Genomic DNA, 23,716 nt, shown 5'->3' with positions numbered 1-23,716 from the left:
CTATCTGGTTGTGGAGATGTTTTCATCCCGTCGGGAACGGTCACGGAACGGTCGTCACGGGCACGTCGCCCGATTCCAGCACCGTTTTCGCCGCGCTGCCGAGGATGAACGACCCGACGCGTCCGGTGCCGTGGTGTCCCATGACGACGTGGTCGTAGCCCTCCGACTCCACCATCTCGTTGATGTTCTTGCCGATGCGGTTCGACGCCTTGAAGTCCGCCAGATGGACGTCCACCGCGACGCTGGTACCGCTCTCGATGTCGGCGTCTTCGAGCTCGGCTCGCACTCGATCCATCAGTGACTCGGTATCTTCTCCCTGTACGTCGGTGAAATGAACGACGTCGATATCCGCGTCGTAACGGTTCGCAAACTCGATTCCGAAATCGAGCGCTCGCATACTGCAATCGGACCCGTCAACTGGAACTAGAACGTTCATACGGTAACACACTTCGGCCCAGTGCTTAATCGTTTCCGGGATTCGACGGACTTTTTCGCCGTCCGGTCCGAGATGTGGCCGTGATTGCCGTCGTCGTCAGCCGGGCCGACTACGCCTCCGAACACATCGGCGAGTTCCTTCTCTCCGAGGCGGAGTGGAGTTCACACGAAGACGAAACCCGACCCGACGCCGAAGGCGGCGGGGAGTACTACCGGACGGACGGCTTCGAACTGCGGGAGTTCGACGCCCTCCACCTCGACATCGAGAACGTCGCCGAGGCGTTCTCCGACCCCGACGTGCTCGTGTTCGCCTCGCGGCACTCGGGCGATACCGGACCGCTACTGACCGCCCACTTCACCGGGAACTTCGGCCCGGCGGAGTACGGCGGCGAGGACAGGACGGTCGCCGAGACCTGTCCGAACGCCCACGCGCGCTTGCTCCGGGCGTTCGACGAACACGCGCCAGAGGAGTACGAGGTCGGAATGGAGTGTACCCACCACGGCCCGAGCGAGGTGGGCGTCCCCTCGATGTTCGTCGAACTCGGTAGCGACGACGAACAGTGGGGCGACCCCGAGGCAGCGCGGGCCGTCGCCCGCGCCATCCTCGACCTCCGCGGCGTCTCACCTCACCGCGAGCGCCAACTCGTCGGGTTCGGCGGCGGCCACTACGTCCCGCGGTTCGAGCGCATCGTCCGGGAGACCGACTGGGCGGTGGGCCACATCGCGTCCGACTGGAACCTCGAAACGCTCGGGCTTCCCGAGGCCCACCCCGACGTGATTCGGCAGGCGTTCGAGCGGAGCGGGGCCGAGTACGCGGTCTGTGAAGGCGACACGACGGACCTCGCCGCGGTCATCGACGACCTCGGCTATCGGGTGGTGAGCGAGACGTGGGTCCGCGAGGTGTCCGGCGTTCCCCTCGCGCTCGCCGAGGAACTGGAATCCGAACTCTCGACGGTCGAGTCCGGACTTCGGTTCGGCGACCGGGCGAGCGACGTACCGTCGGACCCGGACGAGTGGACGTTTTCCCTCCGGACGTTCCCCGAGGAACTGCTCGCGGCCGCCGCGGGCGTGGACCGGGAGGCCGTTTTCGGTGTCGTCGCCGAGCGGACGGTGGCGTTCGAGACGACCGAAGGCGGGACGCTGGTTTGCGGGTGCGCGGCGGTCCGCGAACCGGCCGACTACGACGCCATCATCGACGAACTGGTCGAACTGCTCGAACGGAAGTACGCGGCCGTCGAACGCCGGGAGGACGAAATCGTCGTGCGCGAGGTCTCATTCGACCCCGAGAAGGCGCGCACGTTCGGCGTGTCGGAGGGTCCCGCCTTCGGCAAACTCTCCTCCGGGGTCGCGGTGACGGTGGACGGGCGAACGATTCCGCCCGAAGAGGTCCAGACCGAACGAACACATGTCTTCCCCGTGAGATAATTTCCGCCGAGTCGTTCTCTTATATAACACTTTTTATGAGGTATGGTGACAGGAGTCAGACATCCGTCAGCCAGAGGGGAAAGATAATTAATCTGCGTTTGTAAAGCACGGTTCAAGGATGGATTCCATCGTCGAAGACGCTATTGAGGAGGCGGAAGGGCAACAACAGAGTGCCCCCCAGTCGCAAATCGGAGGTGCCTCGCAGGACACCGGCCTGTCGGGGACGATGACCGACGAGGAACTGCAGGACGTTCTCAAAGAACTCCAAACGAACATCACCGTCGTCGGGTGCGGCGGCGGCGGGGGGAACACGGTCAATCGCATGGCCGAAGAGGGGATTCACGGCGCGTCGCTGGTCGCCGCGAACACCGACGTTCAGCACCTCGTCGAGATCGAGGCCGACACGAAGATTCTGATGGGAGAACAGAAGACCAGCGGGCGCGGTGCCGGGTCGCTCCCGCAGGTCGGCGAGGAGGCCGCGCTCGAAAGTCAGGACGAGATATACGACGCGATTCAGGGCTCGGACATGGTGTTCGTCACCGCCGGTCTCGGCGGCGGCACCGGCACCGGAAGCGCCCCCGTGGTCGCCAAGGCCGCCCGCGAGGCGGGCGCGCTCACCATCGCCATCGTCACGACGCCGTTCACGGCGGAAGGGGAAGTCCGGCGCACGAACGCGGAAGCCGGATTGGAACGCCTCCGCGACGTGAGCGATACGGTCATCGTCGTCCCGAACGACCGCCTGCTCGATTCCGTCGGCAAACTGCCCGTCAAACAGGCGTTCAAGGTCGCCGACGAAGTGCTCATGCGCTCCGTGAAGGGCATCACGGAACTCATCACGAAGCCCGGCCTCGTCAACCTCGACTTCGCCGACGTTCGCACCGTCATGGAGAAGGGCGGCGTCGCCATGATCGGCCTCGGCGAGAGCGACTCCGACCAGAAGGCACAGGACTCCGTGAAGAGCGCCCTCCGTTCCCCCCTCCTCGACGTGGACATCAGCGGCGCGAAATCCGCGCTCGTCAACGTCACCGGTGGCAACGACATGTCCATCGAGGAAGCCGAAGGCGTGGTCGAACAGATTTACGACCGCATCGACCCCGACGCGCGCATCATCTGGGGAACCTCCATCGACGAGGACCTCGACGGCACGATGCGCACCATGATCGTCGTCACGGGCGTGCAGTCGCCCCAGATTTACGGCAGTAACGAAGCCGAACAAGCGCAGGCGAAGCGACAGCAGACGGAAGACATCGACTACGTGGAATAGTCCGTCTCCTCTTTCTGCAGTCGCCGAACGTGGGGGTGTCTCCTTGCATTCATCGACCGACAGGTTCGACTACCGCCGGACGCGCTGCGACCGATAACGCGACGTGTCGTCCGAGAGTCAATTTCGGGTCGGGGTTCCCCGTTTTTCGCCACGAACGGGTGTGACAGCCGGTTATTCCGACGCGCGACGTTCCTTCGACGGACCCGATGCTGTTCTCTCTTTGTAGAAAGATAGAAAAAGCCCGATGGCCAAGCATAACCAACAATGGACGTTAAACTTGACCTCGCGTCGTACATGCGCGTACTCAAATTGGCGAGTACGCCGTCGTGGGACGAGTTCTCGAAGATTGCACAGATCGCCGGTGCTGGCATCTTGCTCGTCGGGCTTCTCGGATTCACGATTTTTGCCATCATGACTTTCATCAACCCCGTTCCCGTCTAGGTGATTCTCAATGCCAATTTACGCAGTAAAGACCACGGCAAGTCAGGAACGCACCGTCGCGGACATGATCATCAACCGCGAGGAACCGGAGATACACGCCGTCCTCGCGCCCGACTCGCTGACGAGTTACGTGATGGTCGAGGCCGACGACCACCGGGTCATCAACCGCGTCTTGGAGGAAATTCCCCACGCGCGGAGCATGGTCCCCGGCGAGAGCAACATCTCTGAAGTGGAGCACTTCCTCTCCCCGACGCCGGACGTCGAAGGTATTGCGGAAGGGGACATCGTGGAACTCATCGCCGGACCGTTCAAGGGCGAGAAGGCGCAGGTCCAGCGCATCGACGAGGGCAAGGACCAGGTGACGGTCGAACTGTACGAAGCCACCGTCCCGATTCCCGTCACCGTGCGCGGTGATCAGATTCGCGTGCTCGACTCCGAAGAGCGGTAGCTCTTCTGGTCCCCGTTCTACTCACGAAGCCTTCGCTCACGGGAACTCCTCCGTCGCTCACCCGTTTTTCGAGCGACCGGTATCTTTTTCATTCCCCGGGGACGACATTTTCACAATCTGGTAGTACGATGACCCGCGTTACCTCCTTCTAATTCGGTCCGTTTCCGGATACGTCCGCCCGTTCGACTATCCATCAGCGACGGCAGAAACACCATCAGTAGCAGCAACGACGCACGCATGAATTCGACACCGACCAGAGACGAGGTTCCACGGGAGTACAAGTGGGACCTCTCGACCGTCTTCGCATCGCCCGACGAATGGAACACGACGCTCGCCGAAACCGAAGCGCTCGCGGAGCGGCTCCGCGAGCGCGACCCGACGACTGCCGACGACCTTCACGACACCCTCGCGGACCTCGAAACGCTCGTCCGACGGGAACAACGCCTCGGGTTGTACGTCGAACTTCGGTGCAACGAGGACACCGACGACCCCGCGCGCGAGGAGCGACGCACCGAGTTTCGGTCGGTGTCGAGCGAGGTCTCCCGGACGAAGACCGCGGTTCGGCGACGGTTACGGGTGCTCTCTCCCGAGCGAGTCGTAGAACTCGTGCGCGAAAACGACGACCCCGCGGCGTTCGAACGCTACCTCGATGACGCGGTTCGGACGGACGAACACGTTCGCTCGCCCGAGGTCGAGCAAGCCCTCACGGAACTGAACCACGACGCCCCTGAACGGGTGTTCCGGCCACTCGTCAATCGGGACTTCGAACCGCCGACCGTGGACGGCCCGGACGGGGACTCCGTTCGCGTGACGCGGAACAACCGGCGGCGGCACCTCGCGTCTGACGACCGGGCGTTCCGACGACGAGTGTACGAGGCGTTCCGCGGGGAACTGACCGCATCCACGCACGCGATTGCGACGGCCTACGCGGAGAAGGCGAAAATGCAGTCGAAGCTTGCCGCGGTGCGGAACTTCGATTCGGTCCGCGAACGGACGTTCAACAAACAGAGCTATCCCGAGACGGGTCTCCGAATCGACTTTCCGACCGACGCGCACGACGCGCTGCTCGATGCGCTCCGGTCGAATCTCGACCCGCATCATCGACTTCTTCGCCTTCGTCGTGACCGCCTCGGTGTCGGGGAACTACGGCCGTGGGACGTGCAGGTTCCGCTCGCCGACGGAGACCGGCCGGAAGTACCGTACGACGAGGCGCGCGAGCATCTCCTCGCCGCCGTCGAACCGCTGGGCGGGGCGTACCGCGACCGCTTGGCGGACGTTCTGGACGACCGGCGAATCGACGTGTACGAAACGGTCGAAAAGCGGTCGGACATCACCGCGTACTGTCCGTCGTCGTACGACACCGGCGCGTACATCTTGGCGAACTACGACGACGATTTGCGGTCGTTGTTCGTCCTCTGTCACGAACTCGGCCACGCGATGAACACGTCGTATCTGCGCGAGGCGCGCCGACCGCTGTACGCGACCACGCCGCGTCCCGTCGAGGAGATGCCGAGTCTGCTTCACGAACTGCTCCTCGCCCGGCACCTCCTCGACACCCAAGAGTATCGGGGACACGTCTTCGACCGCCTCCTCGGAACCATCGACGGCAACCTCTACGGAACCGCGATGTGGTCTGCGTTCACCCACGAAACCTACGGCGCGGTCGAAGACGGCGGTACCCTCTCCGCCGAGCGTCTCGACGACATCTACGCCGACCTCCACGAGGAGTTTCACGCGCCGATTGTCCCCGACGAATACACCCGTTCGGGGTGGCTCATCGGCAGTCACGCGCGGGAACCGTACCACTTCTACCAGTACGTGCTCGGCGTGGTCGGCGCAACCGTGATTTTCGACCGACTCACGGACGGTTCCCTCTCACCTGACGAGTACCGCGATTTCCTCCGAACCGGCGGCGAAAAGAGAGCGGTCGAGACGTTCGCGGACATCGGCATCGACGTTCGCTCACCCGACCCGTACGAGCGTGCAGTGTCCGTGTTCGCTGACTACCTCGATGAATCGCCGTGGGCGTGAACCACGAACTCCAGCGCATTGACGAGGTAGTGGGCGACGACCACCACCACCAGACTCCCCGTCAGGACGAACGCGCTCGCCAGCACCGCGCCGAGCGTTCCGGTCACGAGCACGCCCGCCGGGCCTTGCGCGCCGTGGCCCGTCGCAAAGGCAACCGACGAGGCGACCACGAGGAACCACGGCGAGATGCCGTATCCGGCGGCGAATACGCCGACCAACGAGGACCGAAACAGCAGTTCCTCGAATCCGGCGATTATCGGGAGGACGAGGGCCAGCAGGACGACCCACCCGCCGAGCGCGTCGGGGGTGAGGAGTTCTCGGAGGCCGTCGTCGTAGTCGATGCCGAACGTATCCGCGACGCGCTGGCCGACTTCGTTGGCCGCGTACAGTCCGACGCCGAGGAGGACGCCGATGCCGAGTTGGGCGACGGTCACGCGTTCGAGGCCCAGCGCGTCCGCGGGAATCGCGGCGAGCACCGCCGCGACGACGAGGACGACGCCGAACAAGCCCTGGCTCAACGCGACGTTGACGAGCAGGGTTCCGGGCGTGAACTCCGCTTCCGACACCGGATTCGTGACCTCGTGCGTAACGTTCGGGTAGTTGGCCGCCGATTCGAAGGGGCCGTATTCGGGCGGGTGCGTCGTCCCGTCCGAGACGGTCTTGGCCTCCCCAACTCCTTCGTCACCTAGTCCGAACGCGTGCCCGTTCGCCGCGGTCCGGGAGATTCCGTCGCGGTTTGCCGATTCGCGGCGGTCGTCCCCTCTCGCCTCGTCGTCCACGAACATGGCTTGCGAGGCGCGAGCCAGCGCGATGAGAACGACGAGGACGACGAGCGTGACACCGGCGAAGGCGTTCCAGTTCGGCGAGGGCATTCGCTTTCGGGTTCGGACGCCGACGCTGAAAAGCTATCTTTCCGTCGATGCGGTCGGTGCCGTCGCTGTGGGACGGAAATCGAATAGAAAAAACGAATTCTCGTCGCCGAACGCTTACTGCGGGCTCGGGCTGCTACCGGGCTGGGTGCCGCCGACCTTGCGGTCGAGGGCGTGCCCGGTGATGTCCTTCAGCCGGTTGATGAGGCTGTCCTTCTCGGATTCGCCCGTGAGCGCGACTTCGAGGACTTCGCTGATGTGCGAGACGGGGATGATTTCGACCATCTCCTCGTACTCTTCTTCGATCATCACGTCCTGCTCGTTAGCCTTCGGGATGATGACCGTCTCGACGCCCGCCTTCGCGGCCGCCTCGATTTTGTGCGTGACGCCGCCGACCGGGAGCACGTCGCCGCGGACCGACAGCGAACCGGTCATCGCGATACTCTGGTCGATGGGGATGTTCTCCAGCGCGCTGATGACCGCGGTGGCCATCGTCACGGACGCGGAGTCACCCTGGACACCCTCGTACGCCTGCACGTACTGGATGTGGATGTCCTTCTCCGAGATGTCCTCGTCGCTGAACTTCTTGATGATGGCGCTGACGTTCTGGACGGCCTCCTCGGCAATGTCCTGCAGTTTCCCGGTGGCGATGACCTTGCCGGGACCCTGCGACGGTGCGACTTCGGCCATGACGGGCATGACGATACCGCTGTCCTCGCCCATGACGGCCAGACCGTTGACCCGACCCACCACGTCGCCAGCGGAGACGGTGAGGTCGTAGTCCTTGCGCCGCTCGATGTAGTCGTCGGCGATCTGTTGCTCGATGGAGCGCGAGCGCTGTTTCGCCTGCAGCACGTGGTCGCGCGTGGTGAAGTCAGCGTCCTCGGCCCGAGCGATGTCGCCCGCGACGCGGACGAGGCCACCGAGGTCACGCAGTTTGAGCGTGAGGTGGTCTTTGCGCATCGCGCGGCGCTGGGCTTCGAGGATGACCTCTTCGACGGCCGTGTCCGTGAAGTGCGGGAGCCGACCGTCCTTTTCGACCTCCTGGGCGACGAAGCGCGCGTACTTGCGCCGCATCTCCGGCGTGTCGTCGATGGTGTCGTCCATGTAGACTTCGTACCCGTATCCCTTGATACGCGAGCGAAGCGCCGGGTGCATGTTCTCCATGGCGTCGAGGTTCCCCGCCGCGACCATCACGAAGTCGGTCGGAACGGGTTCGGTGTGCACCATCGCACCGGACGAGCGTTCGGACTGACCGGTGATGGAGAATTCGCCCTCCTGAATCGCCGTCATCAGCTTCTGCTGACTGCGGATGTCGAGGGTGTTGATCTCGTCCACGAACAAGACGCCCTTGTTCGCCTTGTGGATGGCGCCGGGTTCCACGCGGTCGTGGCTCGGCGTCTCCATCCCGCCGGACTGGAACGGGTCGTGGCGCACGTCGCCCAGCAGCGCACCCGCGTGGGCACCCGTCGCGTCCTCGAAGGGCGCGCTGGTGACGTCGCTGTTGTTGACCAGCAGGTTCGGAATCATGGCGTCGGTGCCGCGCGAACCGTAGCGGAACGCGAGGTAGATGACACCGGCCGCGAGGATTCCGAGGAGCGGCTTTCCGGCGAGGAGGAGCGCGTACCCCACCACGATGGCGATGATGACCCACATCAAAAAGGAGCGCATCTGATTGCGCTTCCGGGCCTCCTCCTTGTGCGCCTCGATGATTTGTTCGCCCTTTCCGGCGGGAACGGTTCGGACCTTCGGCTCGTTCCCGTCGTCGGGGTTGTGATAGACGAGGACGTCTTGCAAGTCCTCCTTCGGGAGGAGTTGGCTCATCGCCTTCGCCAGCATCGATTTCCCGGTCCCGGGAGACCCTATCATCATCACGTGACGGCGCTGCTTTGCCGCCTTCAGGATGATGTCGCGGGCGTGGTCCTGCCCGATGACCTGATCGACCAGTCGGTCGGGGATTTCGACTTCGTCCGTACTTTCTATCTCCAACCCACCCAGCAGGTCGTCCTCTGCAATATCATCGGCGACCTTGGCGTCCACCTCGCTCCCAAGGCTATCGACGTCGATGTCTTGCTCGGCTTCCTGCTCCGGTGGTGAAGCTTCGGTGTCGTTACTCATAGAATTCGTTCTGTGTAGTTGAAAACATGGCTGGCGAACTGATATACTTTCTCCCTCTTCTCAACCGCTTGGACTCCATTTCAGGCCGTGAGACTATGGAATTGAACGGATATAGCCGTATCGCTCTCGGCGTCGAGCGCCGGGTTCGAAAACGGTGACCCAACTTTTCGCCGGGGACGCTCGCTCGGACGAACGACTCGTCACCCTTATAAAAATCCTACCCGACGGGTTCACCATGACCCGCGGGTTCTACATCGGGCGCTTCCAACCCTATCACAACGGCCACCACAACGTGGTCGATACCATCGCCGAGGAGGTCGACGAACTCGTCCTCGGCATCGGAAGCGCGGGCGATTCACACAGCCGTCACGATCCATTCACGGCCGGCGAACGCATCATGATGATAACCAAATCCCTCGTGGATTACGACCTCGTGACGTACGCCGTCCCCATCGAGGACCTGGACCGGAACTCCGTGTGGGTGAGTCACGTCCAGAGCATGAGCCCGGACTTCGACGTGGCCTACTCGAACAACCCACTCGTCATCCGACTGTTCGAGGAGGCGGGTGTCGAGGTTCGCCAGTCCCCGATGTTCAACCGCGACGTGCTGGAGGGAACCGAAGTCCGCGACCGGATGGTCGAGGGCGGCGACTGGCAGCGGTTGGTTCCCGACCCGGTGGTGGAAGTCATCGAAGAAATCGACGGCATCGACCGCATCCAACAGGTCAGCGACTCGGACTCGAACGGGATATGATAACCCTCGCTTCCGATTTCGGCACGCCGTACCCGGCGGCGATGAAGGGCGTGTTGCTCCAGCGGACCGACGCCCGTCTCGTGGACGTCGCCCACGACTTCCCGCGACAGGACGTTCGGGCGACCGCTTTTTGGCTCCGCGAGGTGTTGCCGTACTTCCCGCCCGCCGTCCACCTCGTCGTGGTGGACCCCGGTGTCGGTACCGACCGGGCGGCCCTCGTAGTTCGAGCGGGTGAGCACGCCCTCGTCGGACCGGACAACGGCGTCCTGATCCCTGTCGCCCGCGAACTGGCCGACGCCGACCGGTTCGACGTCTTTCGCGTCAACTACGAAAACGCGGACAGCGCGACGTTCCACGGGCGGGACGTGTTCGCGCCCGCCGCCGCTCGGGTCCACGAAGCGGGCGTGGACGCGCTCGACGGACTCGAGGGCGTCGTGCCGACCGAGGAGTTCGAAGACCTCCGGTTTCCCGACCCGACCGTCCGCGACCGCTCCGCGACCGGCGAACTGCTCGTCGTGGACGACTTCGGCAACGCCATCACCAACGTTCCGGGTGAGTTCCTGGACGGCGTAGACGAAATCGAAGTGAACGGCCTCTCAGTGCCCGTCGAACCCTCCTACGCGCACGTCGGACCGGGCGAGCGACTCGTGACGGTCGGCAGTCACGGCAACGTCGAACTCGCGGTCAATCGAGGCCGCGGCGACGAGGCGTTCGGCGTCGCCGCGAGCGAAGCGAGCGGTGGCTCGTCAGATAAGTCAGACGGCGTCGCGAGCGAAGGCCCGTCGGACGAGTCCACCGGCATCGAAGTCGGCGACGAGATTCGCCTCGATACCCGACCGAAACGGTGAACCCGATTCGGTCGTCCCTTTTCGCATGGAGACGACGCGACACTTCACGGCCACGACGTACGTCGTCCACGACGGCGAGTGTTTGCTCCACGACCACGACCGACTCGGCATGCTCCTCCCCCCGGGCGGCCATCTCGACCGAGACGAACTTCCCCGAGAGGCCGCGGTGCGCGAAATACGCGAGGAGACGGGGTTGGACGTGACGCTCCTCGAACCGGCGACGAGCGTCGACGCCGACTTCGGTCGGGAACTCGCGCCCGCGGAACACACTCTGCTATACGACGTCGACGCGTTCGACGGGGAAGTCGCCCACCAACACATCGACTTCGTGTTCTACGGCGAGGCGTCCGATCGGGACCTTACACCGGACGACGGCGAACGCGCGACCGATTGCTGGCGGTGGTTCTCGCCGGACGAACTCAGAACGCACGACGGCGTGACTGAGGAGGTTGTGACGCTCGGCATCGAGGCCATCGAACGCGTCGAATCTCGACCGCGTAACCGGGATTAGGTGGTGTATAATAAGGACCGTCCGGTGATTGCTGGCGTTTATGAGTATCATCGACCGCCTGCTCGGAACCGACGACGACGAAGACCCCCGACCGACCTACGTCTGCACCGGGTGTGGAAAGGCATTCGACGACGAGCGGGAACGCTGTCCGGATTGTGGCAGCGAGCAGGTCGTCTCTCCACGCCACTGACGACTAGTCAGATTCCATTCATTGTCGGTGTTTTTGAATGAATGATGAGTATGAGAAAACAAACTCTCGTGATCGGGTGTTTAGAGGGGTTTAGCGGGCGTATAATAATGACACTGCCTGCGCTCGAACAAATCGAGAATGAGATTTGTCAGCCGGGTCGGTCTGGGGCTGGGGCACGCGGACTCGACGCGGTTCGAGTGTAAATCGTGCGGTGCGTCGTACGAACTCGACCGGCAGATGTGCACCGAATGTGGTGGGCATTGCATCGGGTATCGCGAGTCCTGGCTCCGGGAAGAGCTTCGCTCGCGGACATCGCGCAAGCGGTTCTACTGAGACGACGACCGTACGAAGGACAACCGTAAGCACCCGCAGGAGCGAACCGTCGTCATTCCAGTCGCGAGCGGACGTACTTCGTCACGTGGTCGTCCATCCGCCGTTTGTACCCGGCCCGCCGAGCGAGTCGGTCGAGTTCCCGCGCGACCAGACTGCCGTACTGCACCGCCTTCTTGTCCCGCGTCGCTATCTCGTCGGGGACGAACTCCCGAGCGGCCTGCCTGAACGTCCACTTTCGAACGCCGTCCGAGACGAGCATCGGTCCCGGAAGGCGGAGCGCTTCCCGAACGATTCGGTCGTCGAGGAGGGGAGCGACCGGTTCGACGCCCGCGGCGCGAAGCGTCAGCACGTCCCGCGGCAACTGCTCGGAGAGGGTTCGAATCGTCTCGCGGGCCGCACCGCGCACCGTTTCCGCCTCGACGCGATGGTCCGCGCGGGCGACCTTCTCGTACCCGCCGAACAGTTCGTCCGCGCCTTGTCCCACCGCGAGTCTCTCGTATCCGTCGGCCCGCGCCCGCTCGGCGGTCAGGTAGAGCGGGAGCGCGATTTGCACGTCCATCGCGTTGGTTCGACCGATGGCGCGGGCGACTTCGGGAACGGCGCGTTCGATGTCTTCGTGGGTTATCTCGACGACGCGAAGGTCGCGGTCCATCAGGGCGGCCGCGCTTCGCGCGGCCGCTACGTCGTGACTGCCGGAGTACCCGGCGACGTACAGCGGGCAATCGAAGGCGCTCCCGACGACGGCGGAATCGACGCCGCCCGAAAACGCGACCGCGAGGTCGTCCGCCGGAACGGAACCGAGACTGGCCTCGATGGCCGTTCGAACCGCCGAAACCGCGCTTTCCTCGTCCTCGAACGGTGACGGGTCGGGGAGGTCCCACAGTCGTTCGTCGCCCTCCTCGGTTCGCGCGTGGCCCGCCGGAACCGGGTCGGGAGCGTCGAGGTCGGTCGGGTCGTGACTCCACGTCGTCGCGTCGTCTCCCTCCGAGAACAGGGGGTAGCGTCCGAGTACGTCGCGGACGAGGGCCCCGTTCACCTCGCCCGCAAAGCCGCCGCCGCCCGGCAGCGGGTCGTTCGTTTCGATGGCGCGCCGAACGGCGTCCGGTGATCGCCCCCGCATCAGCCGAAGTACTGTCCGACTCGGGTGATGACGCGGCGCTTCGCACCGCCCGCTGCCTGTCGGAAACTGATATGCCACGGCGTTCGTTTCCCGTCGACTTCGGTTCGGCCGTCGACGATAGCGCCGAGGATGGCCCGCTTGTCGGGCGTCTTCACGTCGATTTTCGTTACAGCCTGCCCGACCATCTCGCTGATGTGGGCGTCGCTTCCGGCCGTCATCGGCACGTCCCGGTCGTTGGCGAACGACCGCGCTTTCCGGTTGCCACGGCCCGTCAGCAGGCGAGAGTTGTACACCTCGATAGCGTCCGCTTCCGCGAGCCTCTTTCCGGTGATGTTCGCGGCGACGCCGCTCCGTGATTTCTGAAACGGGTGGGGGACGACGGCGACGCCGCCCTGCTCCCGGATTCTGTCGAGCGTCTCGCCGAACGAGAGGCCCGGCGAGATGCGCTCTTCGATACCTAACCCGAGGACGTGCCCCGCGCGGGACGTAATCTCCATGCCGGGGATGCCGACCAATCCGTATTCGGGGGCGAGTTCCGCGGCCTTGAGGCTCGCGTCGATCTCGTCGTGGTCGGTAACGGCGATGGCGTCCAAGTCGACCGCCTTGGCTTGCTCCAAGAGCAGTTCGACGGGGTCACGGCCATCGTGGGAAAGTGCGGAATGACAATGCAACTCGACCGATAGCACGGGAGAACGTTGGCAGTACGCCGGGAAAAGCACCTCGGTCCGTGGTCGGCGGTCGGAATTCGCCGCGAGGCGGCGCTTTCGCTGGAAAGTGTTCGCCGATGGTACTCTCGAATAAATCGGAGACCACGGAACGGGATGACCGGAGCAGAACGGTCGGACGCACGACTGAACTGGAACTAGGGACGTTTCAGCGCATGAATACGGGCGATGGAGGCAGCATCGCCCGCGGAGTGGGTGGGTGAAAACGGTCACTCGCGTTCATGCAATCATAGGCATCGATTTTGTCGGCTGTAGGGTCCGTCTCTTATCGTTCCCCTCCTTGTGAGCGTTTCATGGCAGTTGATACCAATGGCAACGAAGTATTTAGCTATTGTGGTGGAATAGGCCACCAACAATGACGTTGGGATTTTAAAATCGGAGAAATGAACAGAGATTGGCTGAAAGGCGTGATAAAATTGTATATTTACCAAATTCCGTTACGACTCCGTGTCGGTCCTTTTCGAGTAATCCGCACGCGGTTGCTACCCCGCGGTCACTCGCCTGCGGACTGATGAGGATGACACGGAGTTGACCACCGGGATGGAAAATTGTCTCACAAGCGGATTCGTTACCCCCGAATGGTTCCAAAAGAACCCCGTCGGGTTTCGTATCGTCGTTCTCACGCGGGTGAAACGCTTACATCTGGAGATATTCCTCTTTATTATGTCGGGTCCGAATGACTGTGTGAAGGGGAGATACAGAAAGCTTTTACCGAAATACGATTTCTAAATAGTTACATGGGAAACAAGATAGAACACGAGAGTTTCACCGAACGAGTCATATTGAAGACGCTCACGTTCGCGGTGACCCCGCTCGTCGTCATGATGGTGGCGACGGGCCTCCTGTTCAAAGGCCAGTTCACGGCCGCGGGCCACTGGATCGTGCGCGATTGGCGTGAACCACTGTAGCGGCACTCGTTCTCTTCAAATGTCATCGGGACGAACAAATACGACACGAGCCAGTGGGAACAGTAGCGATATGGCGATGACTCATCGCTGCTGCACGAAACCCCCACACGTTCGTGCACATGGAAAGGCATTAATCCGCCCTGTTTGTACAGACCAGTGAATGAGTTTGGACGACTCCGACCGAGAGTTGGTCGTCGCGGAACTCGGCCGCGACCCGACATCGGCCGAGGAAGCGCTGTTCGAGAACCTCTGGAGTGAACACTGTGCGTATCGGTCGTCGCGGCCCCTGCTGTCGGCGTTCGAGTCCGAGAGCGATGACGTCGTCATCGGACCGGGTGACGACGCCGCCGTGGTCGCGCTAGACGACTCGACCTACATCACGATGGGTATCGAGAGCCACAACCACCCGTCCTACGTCGACCCATACGACGGCGCGGCAACGGGCGTCGGCGGTATCGTCCGCGACACGCTGTCGATGGGCGCGTACCCCATCGCGCTCGCCGACAGCCTCTACTTCGGGGGCTTCGACCGCGAGCACTCGCGCTACCTGCTGGAGGGCGTCGTGGAGGGTATCGCCGACTACGGCAACTCCATCGGCGTGCCGACCGTGACCGGAAGCACGCAGTTCCACCCCGACTACGAGGGCAACCCGCTCGTCAACGTGGCCTGCGTCGGACTGCTTCCCGCGGAGCGCCTCATCACGGCCGAAGCGCAGACGCCGGGCAACAAACTGCTCCTCGTCGGGAACTCGACGGGGCGGGACGGACTCGGCGGCGCGAGCTTCGCCAGCGAGGACCTCGCGGAGGACGCGGAAACGGAGGACCGCCCGGCGGTGCAGGTCGGCGACCCGTACACCGAGAAGCTCCTCATCGAGGCGAACGAGGAACTCGTTGACGGCCAACTCGTCGAATCGGCTCGCGACCTCGGCGCGGCGGGACTCGGCGGCGCGTCGAGCGAACTGGTGGCGAAGGGCGAACTCGGGGCCGACATCGAACTCGGCCGCGTCCACCAGCGCGAACCGAACATGAACGCGATGGAAATCCTGCTCGCCGAATCGCAGGAGCGCATGGTGTACGAGGTGCGTCCCGATAACGTCGATGCGGTCTCGGAAATCGCCGACAAGTACGACCTCGGATGCACCGTCATCGGCGACGTGACCGACGGCAACTACGTCTGTGAGTTCGAGGGCGAGACGGTCGTGGACGTGCCCGCCGAGTTCATCGGCGACGGCGCGCCGATGAACGACCTCCCGTCGGAGGAGCCGACCCAACCCGACCGCGACCTGCCGGACGCGGACGTCCGCGAGGCGTTCGAGGCGGTCGTCGGGTCGCCCAACTGCGCGAGCAAGCGGTGGGTGTACCGCCAGTACGACCATGAAGTCCAGACTCGTACCTCGGTCCTTCCCGGCGACGACGCGGCCGTCCTCGCCGTTCGGCGAGCGGAACTCGGCCTCGCCTTCTCGTCCGGTGCGAACCCCAATTGGACGACGACGGCACCCTACGACGGTGCCCGCGCGGTCGCCCTCGAAAACGCGACGAACCTCGCCGCCAAGGGCGCAACGCCGCTCGCCGCGGTCGATTGCCTGAACGGCGGCAACCCCGAGAAACCCGACGTGTACGGCGGCTTCAAGGGCATCGTGGACGGCCTCGCCGACATGTGTTCGGCCCTCGACGTGCCCGTCGTCGGCGGGAACGTCTCGCTGTACAACGACTCGCCGAGCGGCCCGATTCCCCCGACGCCGACGCTGGCGATGACGGGAACCACGGAAGAATACGACGCACCACGCGCGGAACTCTCCGGCGAGGGAACTCTCCTGCTCGTCGGCGAACCCACCGCCGAACTCGGCGGCTCGGAGTACCTCGCACGGATGGGCGGCACCGACCGATTCCCGGAACTCCCGGAGAACGCGCCCGAACTCCTTTCCCGACTTCGGAAGGTCGCCACGGCGGACGGCACGCTCGCGGTCCACGACGTGAGCGACGGCGGTCTCGCGGTGACGCTCGCCGAGATGGTGTCGGACGACGCGGGTGCGTCGGTTTCGCTCGACGACGCCGACGCCGCGGAAGCGCTGTTCAGCGAGCCCCCCGGCCGCGCGGTGGTCGAGACGACCGACCCGGACGCCGCGTTCGCCGCGTTCGATGGCGTCGCCCCCGTCACCGAACTCGGCGAGGCGAACGACTCGGGAACCCTCCAACTCGAAGTCGATGGAGAGGGACTCCGCTATACGGCGGGCGAAATCGCGGCGCTCCGCGACGTTCTCGTCCGGGAACTGGAGTAAAGGACGCCCGAGGAGAACGGAGCGGACGACCGACACGGCTTTTCGACTCGAAGCGAGGCGCTGGTCACGGAGAAACGTCGGAGCGCCGTTCGATACGGTCGAGAGAAGAAGTTCGTCGCTCAGAGCAGGAGCGGAACGCCGAACACGACGGCGACGCCGATGACGAAGACGACGAGACCGGTCGTCACCTGACTCATCGTGAACTCCTGCATCGGGGACGTCAATCGCGTCAGTCCGTCGGCGTGCTGTACCGGGTCGGTGTCTTCTTGCATGGTTGCAGTTCTGCGTGCCCGGTACTTCGATGTATCGGTGTTCGAGGCGCGGAAAGATGTAGTATGATTCAGTGTACTTTAGTACTATCCAGTATTCTTTAGTGCTTTACGAGATGGAATAGTGAAAATCCGATGGGCTTCAGTATCCCCATTTTTGTCTCTCTCGATACGTCTCATGGTCAGAAATTCGCTCGCTACGAGAAAACGATGACTTTGCTGTGATTTTCATCGCTACGGAGCAGTCCCCGAAGGCCCCCCACGCTTGCGACGAGGTGGTGTTGGTTTGTCTGTGACTGCGACGACAGACGTCACTGAAACCGCAACCGCACCGCATCAGCCACACCCTCCCCAACCGATTCCTTCGCATTCGCTCAGTCACCCACCGTCAGAGCAACGCTCTGACGAACCATTCGTTCGTTCCGTTATCACTCACGAAGACCTCGTACGCTTCAGCGCGCGCCACGGTGGAACGTCGGATATCGGGCGAAGATGTGTTCGCAACGGTTTCCCGTAACCCGACTCCTTTTGCCGACCGGTTCCCAACCCACTCCCAATGACGCTCACGAAGCGGATAATCCCGTGCATCGACGTGGATTTGGACGACGACGGGAACCCGGCGGTGTACACCGGTGTCAACTTCGAGGACCTGCAGTACACCGGCGACCCGGTGGAGATGGCGCGACGGTACAACGAGGCGGGCGCGGACGAGTTCGTCTTCCTCGACATCACGGCCAGCGCGGACGGCCGCGAGACGATGCTGAACGTCGTCTCCGAGGTGGCCGACGAGGTGTTCATCCCCCTGACGGTCGGCGGCGGTATTCGAACGCGCGAGGACATCAAGGAGACGCTCCGCGCGGGGGCGGACAAGGTGTCCATCAACACCGCCGCGCTGGAGCGCCCGGAACTCGTCACCGAGGGTGCGACGGCGTTCGGCAACCAGTGTATCGTCATCAGCGTGGACGCCCGACGGCGGTTCGACGAGGCGGGCGAACACTACGCGGAAGTGGACGGCGAGTCCTGCTGGTTCGAGTGCACCGTGAAGGGCGGCCGCGAGGGAACCGGTATCGACGTGGTGGAGTGGGCGAACGAAGCCGAATCGCGCGGCGCTGGCGAACTGTTCGTCAACTCCATCGACGCCGACGGGACGAAGGACGGCTACGACATCCCGCTGACGAAGGCGGTCTGTGACTCGGTTTCGACCCCCGTCATCGCCTCCTCCGGCTGCGGCGGCCCGGAGGACGCCTACGAGGTGTTCGCCGACGCGAACGCGGACGCGGCGCTCGCGGCGTCCATCTTCCACTTCGGCGAGTATTCGATTCGGGAGGTTAAAGAGTACCTCGCGGACCGCGACGTTCCGGTTCGGTTGTAGCGCCGGTCGGTCGTCGCCGACCTACCCGCTAATCGCGTCTTCGTTCGTTCCGACTCGGTTCGTCCCCGGTCGTTGTTCCGTAAAGAGGAGCGAGAGGACTTTCTGCTCGGCCCGCCGGAGGTGCTGAAAGAACGTCGGGGACGACACTCCGAGTTCGGCCGCCACTTCCTCGCCGGATTTCTTTCGCGGCCAGTCGAAATACCCGCCCGCGTACGCCGCCAACAGCGCCTCGTGTTGTCGGGTCGTCAGCGTTCTGTTCATCGCCATCTGCAACTCGCGGTGACTGAACAGCGGTGTGGTGTACTCTTTCTGTCGCCGAGCGACGATTTCCACGGAGGGGTGGTCCGAACTGAACCGGTCGATGACGTCGCTCGCGGAGCGGTTCGACGGGATGTCGGCCACGATGTGCGCGACGCCGTTCGCACTCCACATGTGTTTGGGAATCGCACCGGCGTCGGTCAGCGTGACGACGAAGAACTCCTCCACGTCGCTGACGTCCACTTCGAGAACGCCCTCCGTTTCGTTACCGCCGATCAGTCGCGCTTCGAGACGGTCGTCCTCGTTGGCGACGTCGAGAACGCGACCCGGGTCGACGTCGGAGACGCGATAAAAAACGGTGTACGTCCCGTCACCCCGCGGCAGTATCTGTTGCAGAGAAGCCCGGCACCCCGTTCGTTGTGAGACGGCCACGAGCGGATATCGCGGGTCATCGGCCTGAAATTCGACTTCCACTACTCTATTGGTTGTCTCGCCATCCTCAACTGTCACTATCTATCGTCAATGGATAGCCCCGTTTAGCTATTGTGTGACAATCGTGGCCAGACGACACCCTCGCGGCACACGACGCTAGCGGGGCGAAAATCGTCCGTGAGTCGTCCCCGAGCGGAACGAGACGAGAACGGAAACCGGGAAAATTCAGGCGCTCGTGAACGCTTCGCGGAAGGCGCTCGTCTTGTCTTTCACGTTCTGTGCACCGGCCTCCAACGCGTCGATGGGGTCGACGCTTCCCTCGGTCTTGACCGTGAGGATGGGGTCCGTCTGCCCACCCGACTGCTCGGGGTTCAGGTCGTAGGTCGCCGCGGCGACGCCCTCGGTTTCGAGGAGTGAACCCTTGAGCACGTTCATGAACGTGTGGTCTTCGCCCCCGATTTCGATTTGGAGTTCCGTATCGCTCTTCTCGATAACCCGCAGTTCCATACCACCGAATTCTCCATTGTCGCGTTTCAATCTTGCGAAGCGCGCGTTTTCGTGTTCGAGGGGGTCGCCCGGCGTTCGAATGCGACTATCCCCCGTTGGATGGCGTCGCAACTCGGGGATGGAATAAAAGCGAATGTGACGGATTCGCGGTTAGAACTTCATTTCCGCGCCGACGTACAGCACGACGACGAGGAAAATCCACACCGCGTCCACGAAGTGCCAGTACATCGAGACGGTCGACACGGAGACGTGACGCTCCGGCGAGTACTGTCCGTAGAGCGAGCGAACGAAGATGATGCCGATGAGTACCGCACCCATGGTCACGTGTAGCCCGTGAAGTCCCGTCAGACCGAAGAACGCGCTGTTGAACACGCCCCCGGTGAACGTGAAGTTATCGTGGACGATGAACTCGTAGTATTCGAGCACCTGCCCGCCGATGAACACGGCTCCGAGGAGGAGCGTCGCGCCGAGACCGGCGATGAACCGACTGCGGTTGTTCTTCCGCAGTTCGATGTGCGCCCAGTGGAGCGTGATACTGCTGGCGACCAGCAGCGCCGTGTTGACCAGCACGAGCGACCCAACGAGGTCGGGTATTTCAGCACCCGTCGGGGGCCACGTCCCCGTGCGGATGAAGAAGTAGTAGACGAACCCGGCGCCGAACGTCGCGATTTCGGACCCGAGGAACGAGATCATCCCCCAGCGTAACGCGTTCGAGCCTGCTTCGTGCGTATCCCTGCTCCAGAAGTGTTTGACGAATGCGTGGTACACCCAGCCGTACAACCCGGTGAGGAAGACCAAGACGCTGGCGATGAACACCGCGGGACCGATGGTCGGCCCGACCATTGGCTCTGCACCGCGTCCCAGAATGAACAACGCGGCACCGATGTAGAATCCCGCCCCGCCGATCGCGGTGATGAAGGGCCACCACGACGCCTCGCCGAAGCCTTTCGGCCAGTCTTCGACGGCCGGGAGGTGATGGCCGTGCTCCTCTGTCGAATCGTCCGTTACCGTCATACAGAGACGGTTACGCCCCGACTACTAAAAATGCACCCAAAGGCGCTCGGCGGAAGGGGGTTCGAGAGATTTCACTCCCGATTCGTCGCGGAAATGAAAGAAGAGACCGTTTCAGGCCGAGGTGCTGTTGCCGCCAGACGTGCTGTTACCCGCGGTGCTGTTGGAGCCACCGTCCGCCGGGTACTTCTTCTGTTGCTGTTTGAGCCACTGCTCGTACTCCTCGTCGGAGACGACTTTGACCTTACTGAGCATGTTGGAGTGACCGACACCACAGTATTCGGCACAGTAGACCTGATACGTGCCTTTCTCGGTGACTTTCGTCTTGATGGTGTTGTGCTGGTTCGGGATGGCGTCCTGTTTCAGCCCGAGTTCAGGAACGTGGAACGAGTGTATCCAGTCTACCGACGTGACGTTGAAGTACACCGGTCGTCCCTTCGGAATGACGAGTTCGGGGGAGTCCTTGATGTTCTCGCCGGGGTAGTTGTACGTCCAGACGTAACGCTGTCCGACGACTTCCACGTTGACCGCATTCGCTTCCTTGTGCATCGTGTCCTGTGGCGTCGTCGTGATGTACTGGTTCGCCATCACGCCGTAGGAAGCGTAGCCGACGAAAAGGAGGACGATTGCCGTGGCGACCGTCCATGTGATTTCGAGGCGTCGGTTCTCTTTCGTGGGGAGGGGTTCGTCGTTGTTGCGGAACTTCCACACGGTGTAGATGAGGATACCCTCAACGAGTACCGCGATGGGAATCCCTGCGTACAGCAACTGTTGGTTCAGCGTCCGAATGAGACTCTCGGTCGTCGAACTGTACGCCGCTACAGGATCGACGGCGACCGCGAGGAGCGTCGCGCCGAGCGCCGCGACGAACGCTATCCGCTTGGAATCCATACTGTCTAAGGCTTCGGAAGTGACCCATAAATATGTGCTGTCTTCGTCGTCGGGCGAAAGTCGGATAGTCTAAGTACGCGGGGAATCAAATCGTCAAACAACGGTGCCATTGCAGGATTCCTCATCAGGACGGTTCGAACGTGCGCTGACAGCTACTGCAGTCGGCGTCTACGTGTTGGTCGTCGTCGGTGCGACGACTTCGCTCGTCAACGCCGCGTCCGCGTGTGCGACGTGGCCCGCCTGCAACGGCCATTGGTTCATCCCGTTCAACGACCCGAAACTCGTCATCGCGTGGATGCACCGTGCCGTCGCACTCGTCGTCGGCTTGTGTTTGCTCGCGACGACGGCGATGGCGTTGCTCGCAGAGACACGACCGCGCGTGACGGCCGCGGTCGGGTTCGCCGCCGTGCTCTACCCGGTACAGGTCGCGTTGGGCGCGTACGCGGCGACGAACACGACGACGACCTCGTTCGCCGCCGTCCACCTCGTCGTCGGCATGACTATCTTCGTCGGCGTCGTCCTCGCGCTCGCGTGGACACTTGAACCCGAGGAGACCAGCGGGCCGGTCGGCATGAGCTTCGCCGACCCGGACCCCGCCGACGCGGACGCGACGAACGCGACCGGGAACCGCTCCGGCATTCGGGCGACCGCCTTCGCTTACTTCCGGCTGATGAAGCCGCGGCTGATGTGGCTGCTCTGTCTCGTCGCCTCCGCCGGGATGGCGCTCGCAGCGGGGCCGAACCTCGAAGTTGGAACCGTCGTCGCGACGCTCACGGGCGGCGTCCTCTCCATCGGCGCGAGCGGGACGTTCAACCACGTCCTCGAACGCGACGTGGACCAGCGCATGAACCGCACCGCCGACCGCCCGGCCGCAACGGCACAGATTCCGGTGCGGAACGCCATCGCCTTCGGTCTGCTGTTGGCCGCCGCATCGCTGGCCGTCTTCCTCTCGGTGAACCTGCTCGTCGCGGTCTTCGGCCTGACCGCCATCGTCTTCTACAGCGTGATTTACACGCTCATCCTGAAGCCGAACACGGTACAGAACACCGTCATCGGCGGCTTGGCGGGGTCGCTTCCGGCGCTCATCGGATGGGCCGCCGTCACGGACGACGTTGGCTTGCCCGCGTTGGTGTTGGCCGGGGTCATCTTCCTGTGGACCCCCGCCCACTTCTACAACCTCGCGCTGGCGTACAAGGACGACTACGCGCGCGGCGGCTTCCCGATGATGCCCGTCGTCCGCGGCGAGGCCGAAACCCGCAAACACATCCTGCTGTGGTTGGGTGCGACGCTCCTCGCGTCGGGCGTCCTCGCCACGGTGACGACCCTCGGCTGGCTGTACGCCGTCACGACGGTCGTCTTCGGCGCGATTTTCCTCATAACCGTCGTCCAACTCCATCACAAGCGGGACGATACGGCGGCGTTCCGCTCCTTCCACGCGTCGAACGCCTACCTCGGCGCGCTTCTCCTCGCCATCGTCGTCGATGCACTGGTACTATGAGTACTGCATTCGCACGCTACCGACCGAGCGGTGAATCGTTGCTGTGGGGAGCGGTGGTGCTGAACGCGGAGCTGTTTGCGTTGCTGTTGTACTTCGCCACGTCGAACTACACGAGCGGCGAACTCCGCTATCTTCTGTACCCGTTCATCTGGATAAACGTCGCCGTCCTCGCGGTGTGGAAGACGAACCCCATCGCGGGAAGCGACCGAGACAAGCAGGTCGGACTCGTCGTCGCAGCGGGGTACTTCCTGCTCGTCGGTTACTTCGGCGGCCTGTTCGGTCCCGCCCACTCGATGCCCGGCATGGCCGACAGCAGTCTCCGAATCGCGTGGCTGCCGCCGGGATGGGGACCGGCGCTGCTCTTTCACAACAGCCTCGTCCGGGTGTCGATTCTCCCGTTCAAACTCGTCGGCTATCTGGCGCTCGCGTACCTCGTGTACGCGACCATCCTCGACGCGGCCGGGTCCGCGATTTCGGGTGTCCTCGGCCTATTCTCCTGTGTCAGCTGTTCGTGGCCCATCGTGGCGTCGCTCGTCACGGGAATCGCCGGAGCCGGGTCGGGCCTCGCCGCCACGGTTTCGTCGGGGTCCTACGACATCTCGACGGTCGTTTTCGTCGTGACCGTCGCGCTGTTGTACTGGCGGCCGACGATTCGGTGACGGCACTCGTTCTCGAGCACTGACCACCGTTCGGGACATCGTTTCTCCATCGATACGTGCCGTTCGTCCGGCGACGGAACCGTCTTCGTTCACCGTCGTCTTTTCTTTTGAGAAAGTCGTG

The 23,716-nt window shown here is 63.3% G+C and carries 24 protein-coding genes; 14 read left to right on the top strand and 10 right to left on the bottom strand.

Features of this window, described 5'->3' with window-relative positions; genetic code table 11:
• Positions 1 to 40: 40 nt before the first annotated feature.
• Positions 41 to 436 (bottom strand): universal stress protein, encoded by a 396-nt coding sequence (locus tag V5735_RS05950; protein WP_423745511.1) that lies wholly within the window; start codon positions 434 to 436, stop codon positions 41 to 43.
• Between the two features lie 80 nt (positions 437 to 516).
• Between V5735_RS05950 and V5735_RS05945 the strand changes: the two genes are divergently transcribed.
• The 5 genes from V5735_RS05945 to V5735_RS05925 all read left to right on the top strand — a co-directional run bounded on the left by V5735_RS05945 (position 517) and on the right by V5735_RS05925 (position 6,044).
• Positions 517 to 1,860: a D-aminoacyl-tRNA deacylase gene (locus V5735_RS05945; RefSeq protein ID WP_423745510.1), complete on the top strand. Its 1,344-nt coding sequence runs from the start codon at positions 517 to 519 to the stop codon at positions 1,858 to 1,860.
• A 118-nt stretch (positions 1,861 to 1,978) separates the two neighbouring features.
• Positions 1,979 to 3,124 (top strand): cell division protein FtsZ, encoded by a 1,146-nt coding sequence (ftsZ, locus tag V5735_RS05940; protein ID WP_423745509.1) that lies wholly within the window; start codon positions 1,979 to 1,981, stop codon positions 3,122 to 3,124.
• Between the two features lie 264 nt (positions 3,125 to 3,388).
• A complete protein-coding gene (locus tag V5735_RS05935; protein WP_423745508.1) occupies positions 3,389 to 3,565 on the top strand; it encodes a protein translocase SEC61 complex subunit gamma in 177 nt (58 codons plus the stop codon).
• 10 nt (positions 3,566 to 3,575) lie between these two features.
• Positions 3,576 to 4,013: a transcription elongation factor Spt5 gene (locus V5735_RS05930; protein ID WP_007981573.1), complete on the top strand. Its 438-nt coding sequence runs from the start codon at positions 3,576 to 3,578 to the stop codon at positions 4,011 to 4,013.
• A 237-nt stretch (positions 4,014 to 4,250) separates the two neighbouring features.
• Positions 4,251 to 6,044 carry a M3 family oligoendopeptidase gene (locus V5735_RS05925; protein ID WP_423745507.1) on the top strand — a complete coding sequence of 598 codons (1,794 nt, stop codon included), beginning with the start codon at positions 4,251 to 4,253 and terminating at the stop codon, positions 6,042 to 6,044.
• Here the strand turns inward: V5735_RS05925 and V5735_RS05920 are convergent.
• Both V5735_RS05920 and lonB read right to left on the bottom strand, forming a co-directional pair.
• Positions 6,017 to 6,916 (bottom strand): type II CAAX prenyl endopeptidase Rce1 family protein, encoded by a 900-nt coding sequence (locus V5735_RS05920; protein WP_423745506.1) that lies wholly within the window; start codon positions 6,914 to 6,916, stop codon positions 6,017 to 6,019. The two genes, V5735_RS05925 and V5735_RS05920, sit on opposite strands and share 28 nt — an antisense overlap.
• Positions 6,917 to 7,030: 114 nt before the next feature.
• Positions 7,031 to 9,031 carry an ATP-dependent protease LonB gene (gene lonB / locus V5735_RS05915; RefSeq protein ID WP_423745505.1) on the bottom strand — a complete coding sequence of 667 codons (2,001 nt, stop codon included), beginning with the start codon at positions 9,029 to 9,031 and terminating at the stop codon, positions 7,031 to 7,033.
• A 235-nt stretch (positions 9,032 to 9,266) separates the two neighbouring features.
• Here lonB and V5735_RS05910 point away from each other — a divergent pair, with 235 nt between their 5' ends.
• From V5735_RS05910 to V5735_RS05895, 4 genes are read left to right on the top strand one after another with little or no spacing between them, the layout of a single operon-like run.
• On the top strand, positions 9,267 to 9,785 hold the full coding sequence (locus V5735_RS05910) for a nicotinamide-nucleotide adenylyltransferase (protein WP_423745504.1): 519 nt from the start codon (positions 9,267 to 9,269) through the stop codon (positions 9,783 to 9,785).
• Positions 9,782 to 10,633 carry an SAM hydrolase/SAM-dependent halogenase family protein gene (locus tag V5735_RS05905; RefSeq protein WP_423745503.1) on the top strand — a complete coding sequence of 284 codons (852 nt, stop codon included), beginning with the start codon at positions 9,782 to 9,784 and terminating at the stop codon, positions 10,631 to 10,633. The genes V5735_RS05910 and V5735_RS05905 overlap by 4 nt, the downstream gene beginning before the upstream one ends.
• A 25-nt stretch (positions 10,634 to 10,658) precedes the next feature.
• The gene (locus V5735_RS05900; protein ID WP_423745502.1) at positions 10,659 to 11,144 is read left to right on the top strand and encodes an NUDIX hydrolase; all 486 of its coding nucleotides are present in this window, start codon (positions 10,659 to 10,661) and stop codon (positions 11,142 to 11,144) included.
• Between the two features lie 40 nt (positions 11,145 to 11,184).
• Positions 11,185 to 11,334, top strand: a complete 150-nt coding sequence (locus V5735_RS05895) for a hypothetical protein (RefSeq protein ID WP_007978191.1) — start codon at positions 11,185 to 11,187, stop codon at positions 11,332 to 11,334.
• Positions 11,335 to 11,719: 385 nt separating this feature from the next.
• Here V5735_RS05895 and V5735_RS05890 read toward each other — a convergent pair whose 3' ends face one another.
• Entirely contained in the window at positions 11,720 to 12,787 is a 1,068-nt protein-coding gene (locus tag V5735_RS05890) for an asparagine synthase C-terminal domain-containing protein (RefSeq protein ID WP_423745501.1), read from the bottom strand.
• Positions 12,787 to 13,473 (bottom strand): PHP domain-containing protein, encoded by a 687-nt coding sequence (locus tag V5735_RS05885; RefSeq protein WP_423745500.1) that lies wholly within the window; start codon positions 13,471 to 13,473, stop codon positions 12,787 to 12,789. The genes V5735_RS05890 and V5735_RS05885 overlap by 1 nt, the downstream gene beginning before the upstream one ends.
• Positions 13,474 to 14,249: 776 nt before the next feature.
• On the opposite strand from V5735_RS05885, the gene V5735_RS05880 reads away from it, so the two are divergent.
• On the top strand, positions 14,250 to 14,420 hold the full coding sequence (locus V5735_RS05880; RefSeq protein ID WP_423745499.1) for a hypothetical protein: 171 nt from the start codon (positions 14,250 to 14,252) through the stop codon (positions 14,418 to 14,420).
• A gap of 160 nt (positions 14,421 to 14,580) precedes the next feature.
• Positions 14,581 to 16,698 (top strand): phosphoribosylformylglycinamidine synthase subunit PurL, encoded by a 2,118-nt coding sequence (gene purL, locus V5735_RS05875; protein WP_423745498.1) that lies wholly within the window; start codon positions 14,581 to 14,583, stop codon positions 16,696 to 16,698.
• 119 nt (positions 16,699 to 16,817) lie between these two features.
• Here purL and V5735_RS05870 read toward each other — a convergent pair whose 3' ends face one another.
• The gene (locus tag V5735_RS05870) at positions 16,818 to 16,970 is read right to left on the bottom strand and encodes a DUF7550 family protein (protein WP_007978203.1); all 153 of its coding nucleotides are present in this window, start codon (positions 16,968 to 16,970) and stop codon (positions 16,818 to 16,820) included.
• Between the two features lie 553 nt (positions 16,971 to 17,523).
• Between V5735_RS05870 and hisF the strand changes: the two genes are divergently transcribed.
• Entirely contained in the window at positions 17,524 to 18,339 is an 816-nt protein-coding gene (hisF, locus tag V5735_RS05865; protein WP_423745497.1) for an imidazole glycerol phosphate synthase subunit HisF, read from the top strand.
• Positions 18,340 to 18,360: 21 nt separating this feature from the next.
• On the opposite strand, the gene V5735_RS05860 is transcribed toward hisF, so the two are convergent.
• The 4 genes from V5735_RS05860 to coxB form a co-directional block, all read right to left on the bottom strand.
• Positions 18,361 to 19,107 (bottom strand): bacterio-opsin activator domain-containing protein, encoded by a 747-nt coding sequence (locus tag V5735_RS05860; RefSeq protein WP_423745496.1) that lies wholly within the window; start codon positions 19,105 to 19,107, stop codon positions 18,361 to 18,363.
• A gap of 147 nt (positions 19,108 to 19,254) precedes the next feature.
• Positions 19,255 to 19,536 (bottom strand): DNA-directed RNA polymerase subunit L, encoded by a 282-nt coding sequence (locus tag V5735_RS05855; protein WP_264781664.1) that lies wholly within the window; start codon positions 19,534 to 19,536, stop codon positions 19,255 to 19,257.
• Positions 19,537 to 19,686: 150 nt separating this feature from the next.
• Entirely contained in the window at positions 19,687 to 20,550 is an 864-nt protein-coding gene (locus V5735_RS05850) for a cytochrome c oxidase subunit 3 (protein ID WP_423745495.1), read from the bottom strand.
• Positions 20,551 to 20,661: 111 nt separating this feature from the next.
• A complete protein-coding gene (gene coxB, locus V5735_RS05845; RefSeq protein ID WP_423745494.1) occupies positions 20,662 to 21,438 on the bottom strand; it encodes a cytochrome c oxidase subunit II in 777 nt (258 codons plus the stop codon).
• Between the two features lie 109 nt (positions 21,439 to 21,547).
• Here coxB and V5735_RS05840 point away from each other — a divergent pair, with 109 nt between their 5' ends.
• Positions 21,548 to 22,936 (top strand): heme o synthase, encoded by a 1,389-nt coding sequence (locus tag V5735_RS05840; RefSeq protein ID WP_423745996.1) that lies wholly within the window; start codon positions 21,548 to 21,550, stop codon positions 22,934 to 22,936.
• On the top strand, positions 22,933 to 23,595 hold the full coding sequence (locus V5735_RS05835; RefSeq protein ID WP_423745493.1) for a DUF7546 family protein: 663 nt from the start codon (positions 22,933 to 22,935) through the stop codon (positions 23,593 to 23,595). The genes V5735_RS05840 and V5735_RS05835 overlap by 4 nt, the downstream gene beginning before the upstream one ends.
• Positions 23,596 to 23,716: the final 121 nt, after the last annotated feature.

The organism is Haladaptatus sp. SPP-AMP-3, from assembly GCF_049568665.1.
In the GTDB taxonomy this organism is placed as follows: domain Archaea; phylum Halobacteriota; class Halobacteria; order Halobacteriales; family Haladaptataceae; genus Haladaptatus; species Haladaptatus paucihalophilus.
The sequence above is the reverse complement of the archived record's forward strand: the minus strand, read 5'-3'. Positions and strand labels throughout refer to the sequence as shown.

What these genes read in the sequence shown, in the direction of transcription:
- V5735_RS05950 (WP_423745511.1), bottom strand. Translation starts at nt 436, where the DNA reads ATGAACGTTCTAGTTCCAGTTGACGGGTCCGATTGCAGTATGCGAGCG.
- ftsZ (WP_423745509.1), top strand. Translation starts at nt 1,979, where the DNA reads ATGGATTCCATCGTCGAAGACGCTATTGAGGAGGCGGAAGGGCAACAA.
- V5735_RS05935 (WP_423745508.1), top strand. Translation starts at nt 3,389, where the DNA reads ATGGACGTTAAACTTGACCTCGCGTCGTACATGCGCGTACTCAAATTG.
- V5735_RS05930 (WP_007981573.1), top strand. Translation starts at nt 3,576, where the DNA reads ATGCCAATTTACGCAGTAAAGACCACGGCAAGTCAGGAACGCACCGTC.
- V5735_RS05925 (WP_423745507.1), top strand. Translation starts at nt 4,251, where the DNA reads ATGAATTCGACACCGACCAGAGACGAGGTTCCACGGGAGTACAAGTGG.
- V5735_RS05920 (WP_423745506.1), bottom strand. Translation starts at nt 6,916, where the DNA reads ATGCCCTCGCCGAACTGGAACGCCTTCGCCGGTGTCACGCTCGTCGTC.
- lonB (WP_423745505.1), bottom strand. Translation starts at nt 9,031, where the DNA reads ATGAGTAACGACACCGAAGCTTCACCACCGGAGCAGGAAGCCGAGCAA.
- V5735_RS05910 (WP_423745504.1), top strand. Translation starts at nt 9,267, where the DNA reads ATGACCCGCGGGTTCTACATCGGGCGCTTCCAACCCTATCACAACGGC.
- V5735_RS05905 (WP_423745503.1), top strand. Translation starts at nt 9,782, where the DNA reads ATGATAACCCTCGCTTCCGATTTCGGCACGCCGTACCCGGCGGCGATG.
- V5735_RS05900 (WP_423745502.1), top strand. Translation starts at nt 10,659, where the DNA reads ATGGAGACGACGCGACACTTCACGGCCACGACGTACGTCGTCCACGAC.
- V5735_RS05895 (WP_007978191.1), top strand. Translation starts at nt 11,185, where the DNA reads ATGAGTATCATCGACCGCCTGCTCGGAACCGACGACGACGAAGACCCC.
- V5735_RS05890 (WP_423745501.1), bottom strand. Translation starts at nt 12,787, where the DNA reads ATGCGGGGGCGATCACCGGACGCCGTTCGGCGCGCCATCGAAACGAAC.
- V5735_RS05880 (WP_423745499.1), top strand. Translation starts at nt 14,250, where the DNA reads ATGGGAAACAAGATAGAACACGAGAGTTTCACCGAACGAGTCATATTG.
- purL (WP_423745498.1), top strand. Translation starts at nt 14,581, where the DNA reads ATGAGTTTGGACGACTCCGACCGAGAGTTGGTCGTCGCGGAACTCGGC.
- V5735_RS05870 (WP_007978203.1), bottom strand. Translation starts at nt 16,970, where the DNA reads ATGCAAGAAGACACCGACCCGGTACAGCACGCCGACGGACTGACGCGA.
- hisF (WP_423745497.1), top strand. Translation starts at nt 17,524, where the DNA reads ATGACGCTCACGAAGCGGATAATCCCGTGCATCGACGTGGATTTGGAC.
- V5735_RS05855 (WP_264781664.1), bottom strand. Translation starts at nt 19,536, where the DNA reads ATGGAACTGCGGGTTATCGAGAAGAGCGATACGGAACTCCAAATCGAA.
- V5735_RS05850 (WP_423745495.1), bottom strand. Translation starts at nt 20,550, where the DNA reads ATGACGGTAACGGACGATTCGACAGAGGAGCACGGCCATCACCTCCCG.
- coxB (WP_423745494.1), bottom strand. Translation starts at nt 21,438, where the DNA reads ATGGATTCCAAGCGGATAGCGTTCGTCGCGGCGCTCGGCGCGACGCTC.
- V5735_RS05835 (WP_423745493.1), top strand. Translation starts at nt 22,933, where the DNA reads ATGAGTACTGCATTCGCACGCTACCGACCGAGCGGTGAATCGTTGCTG.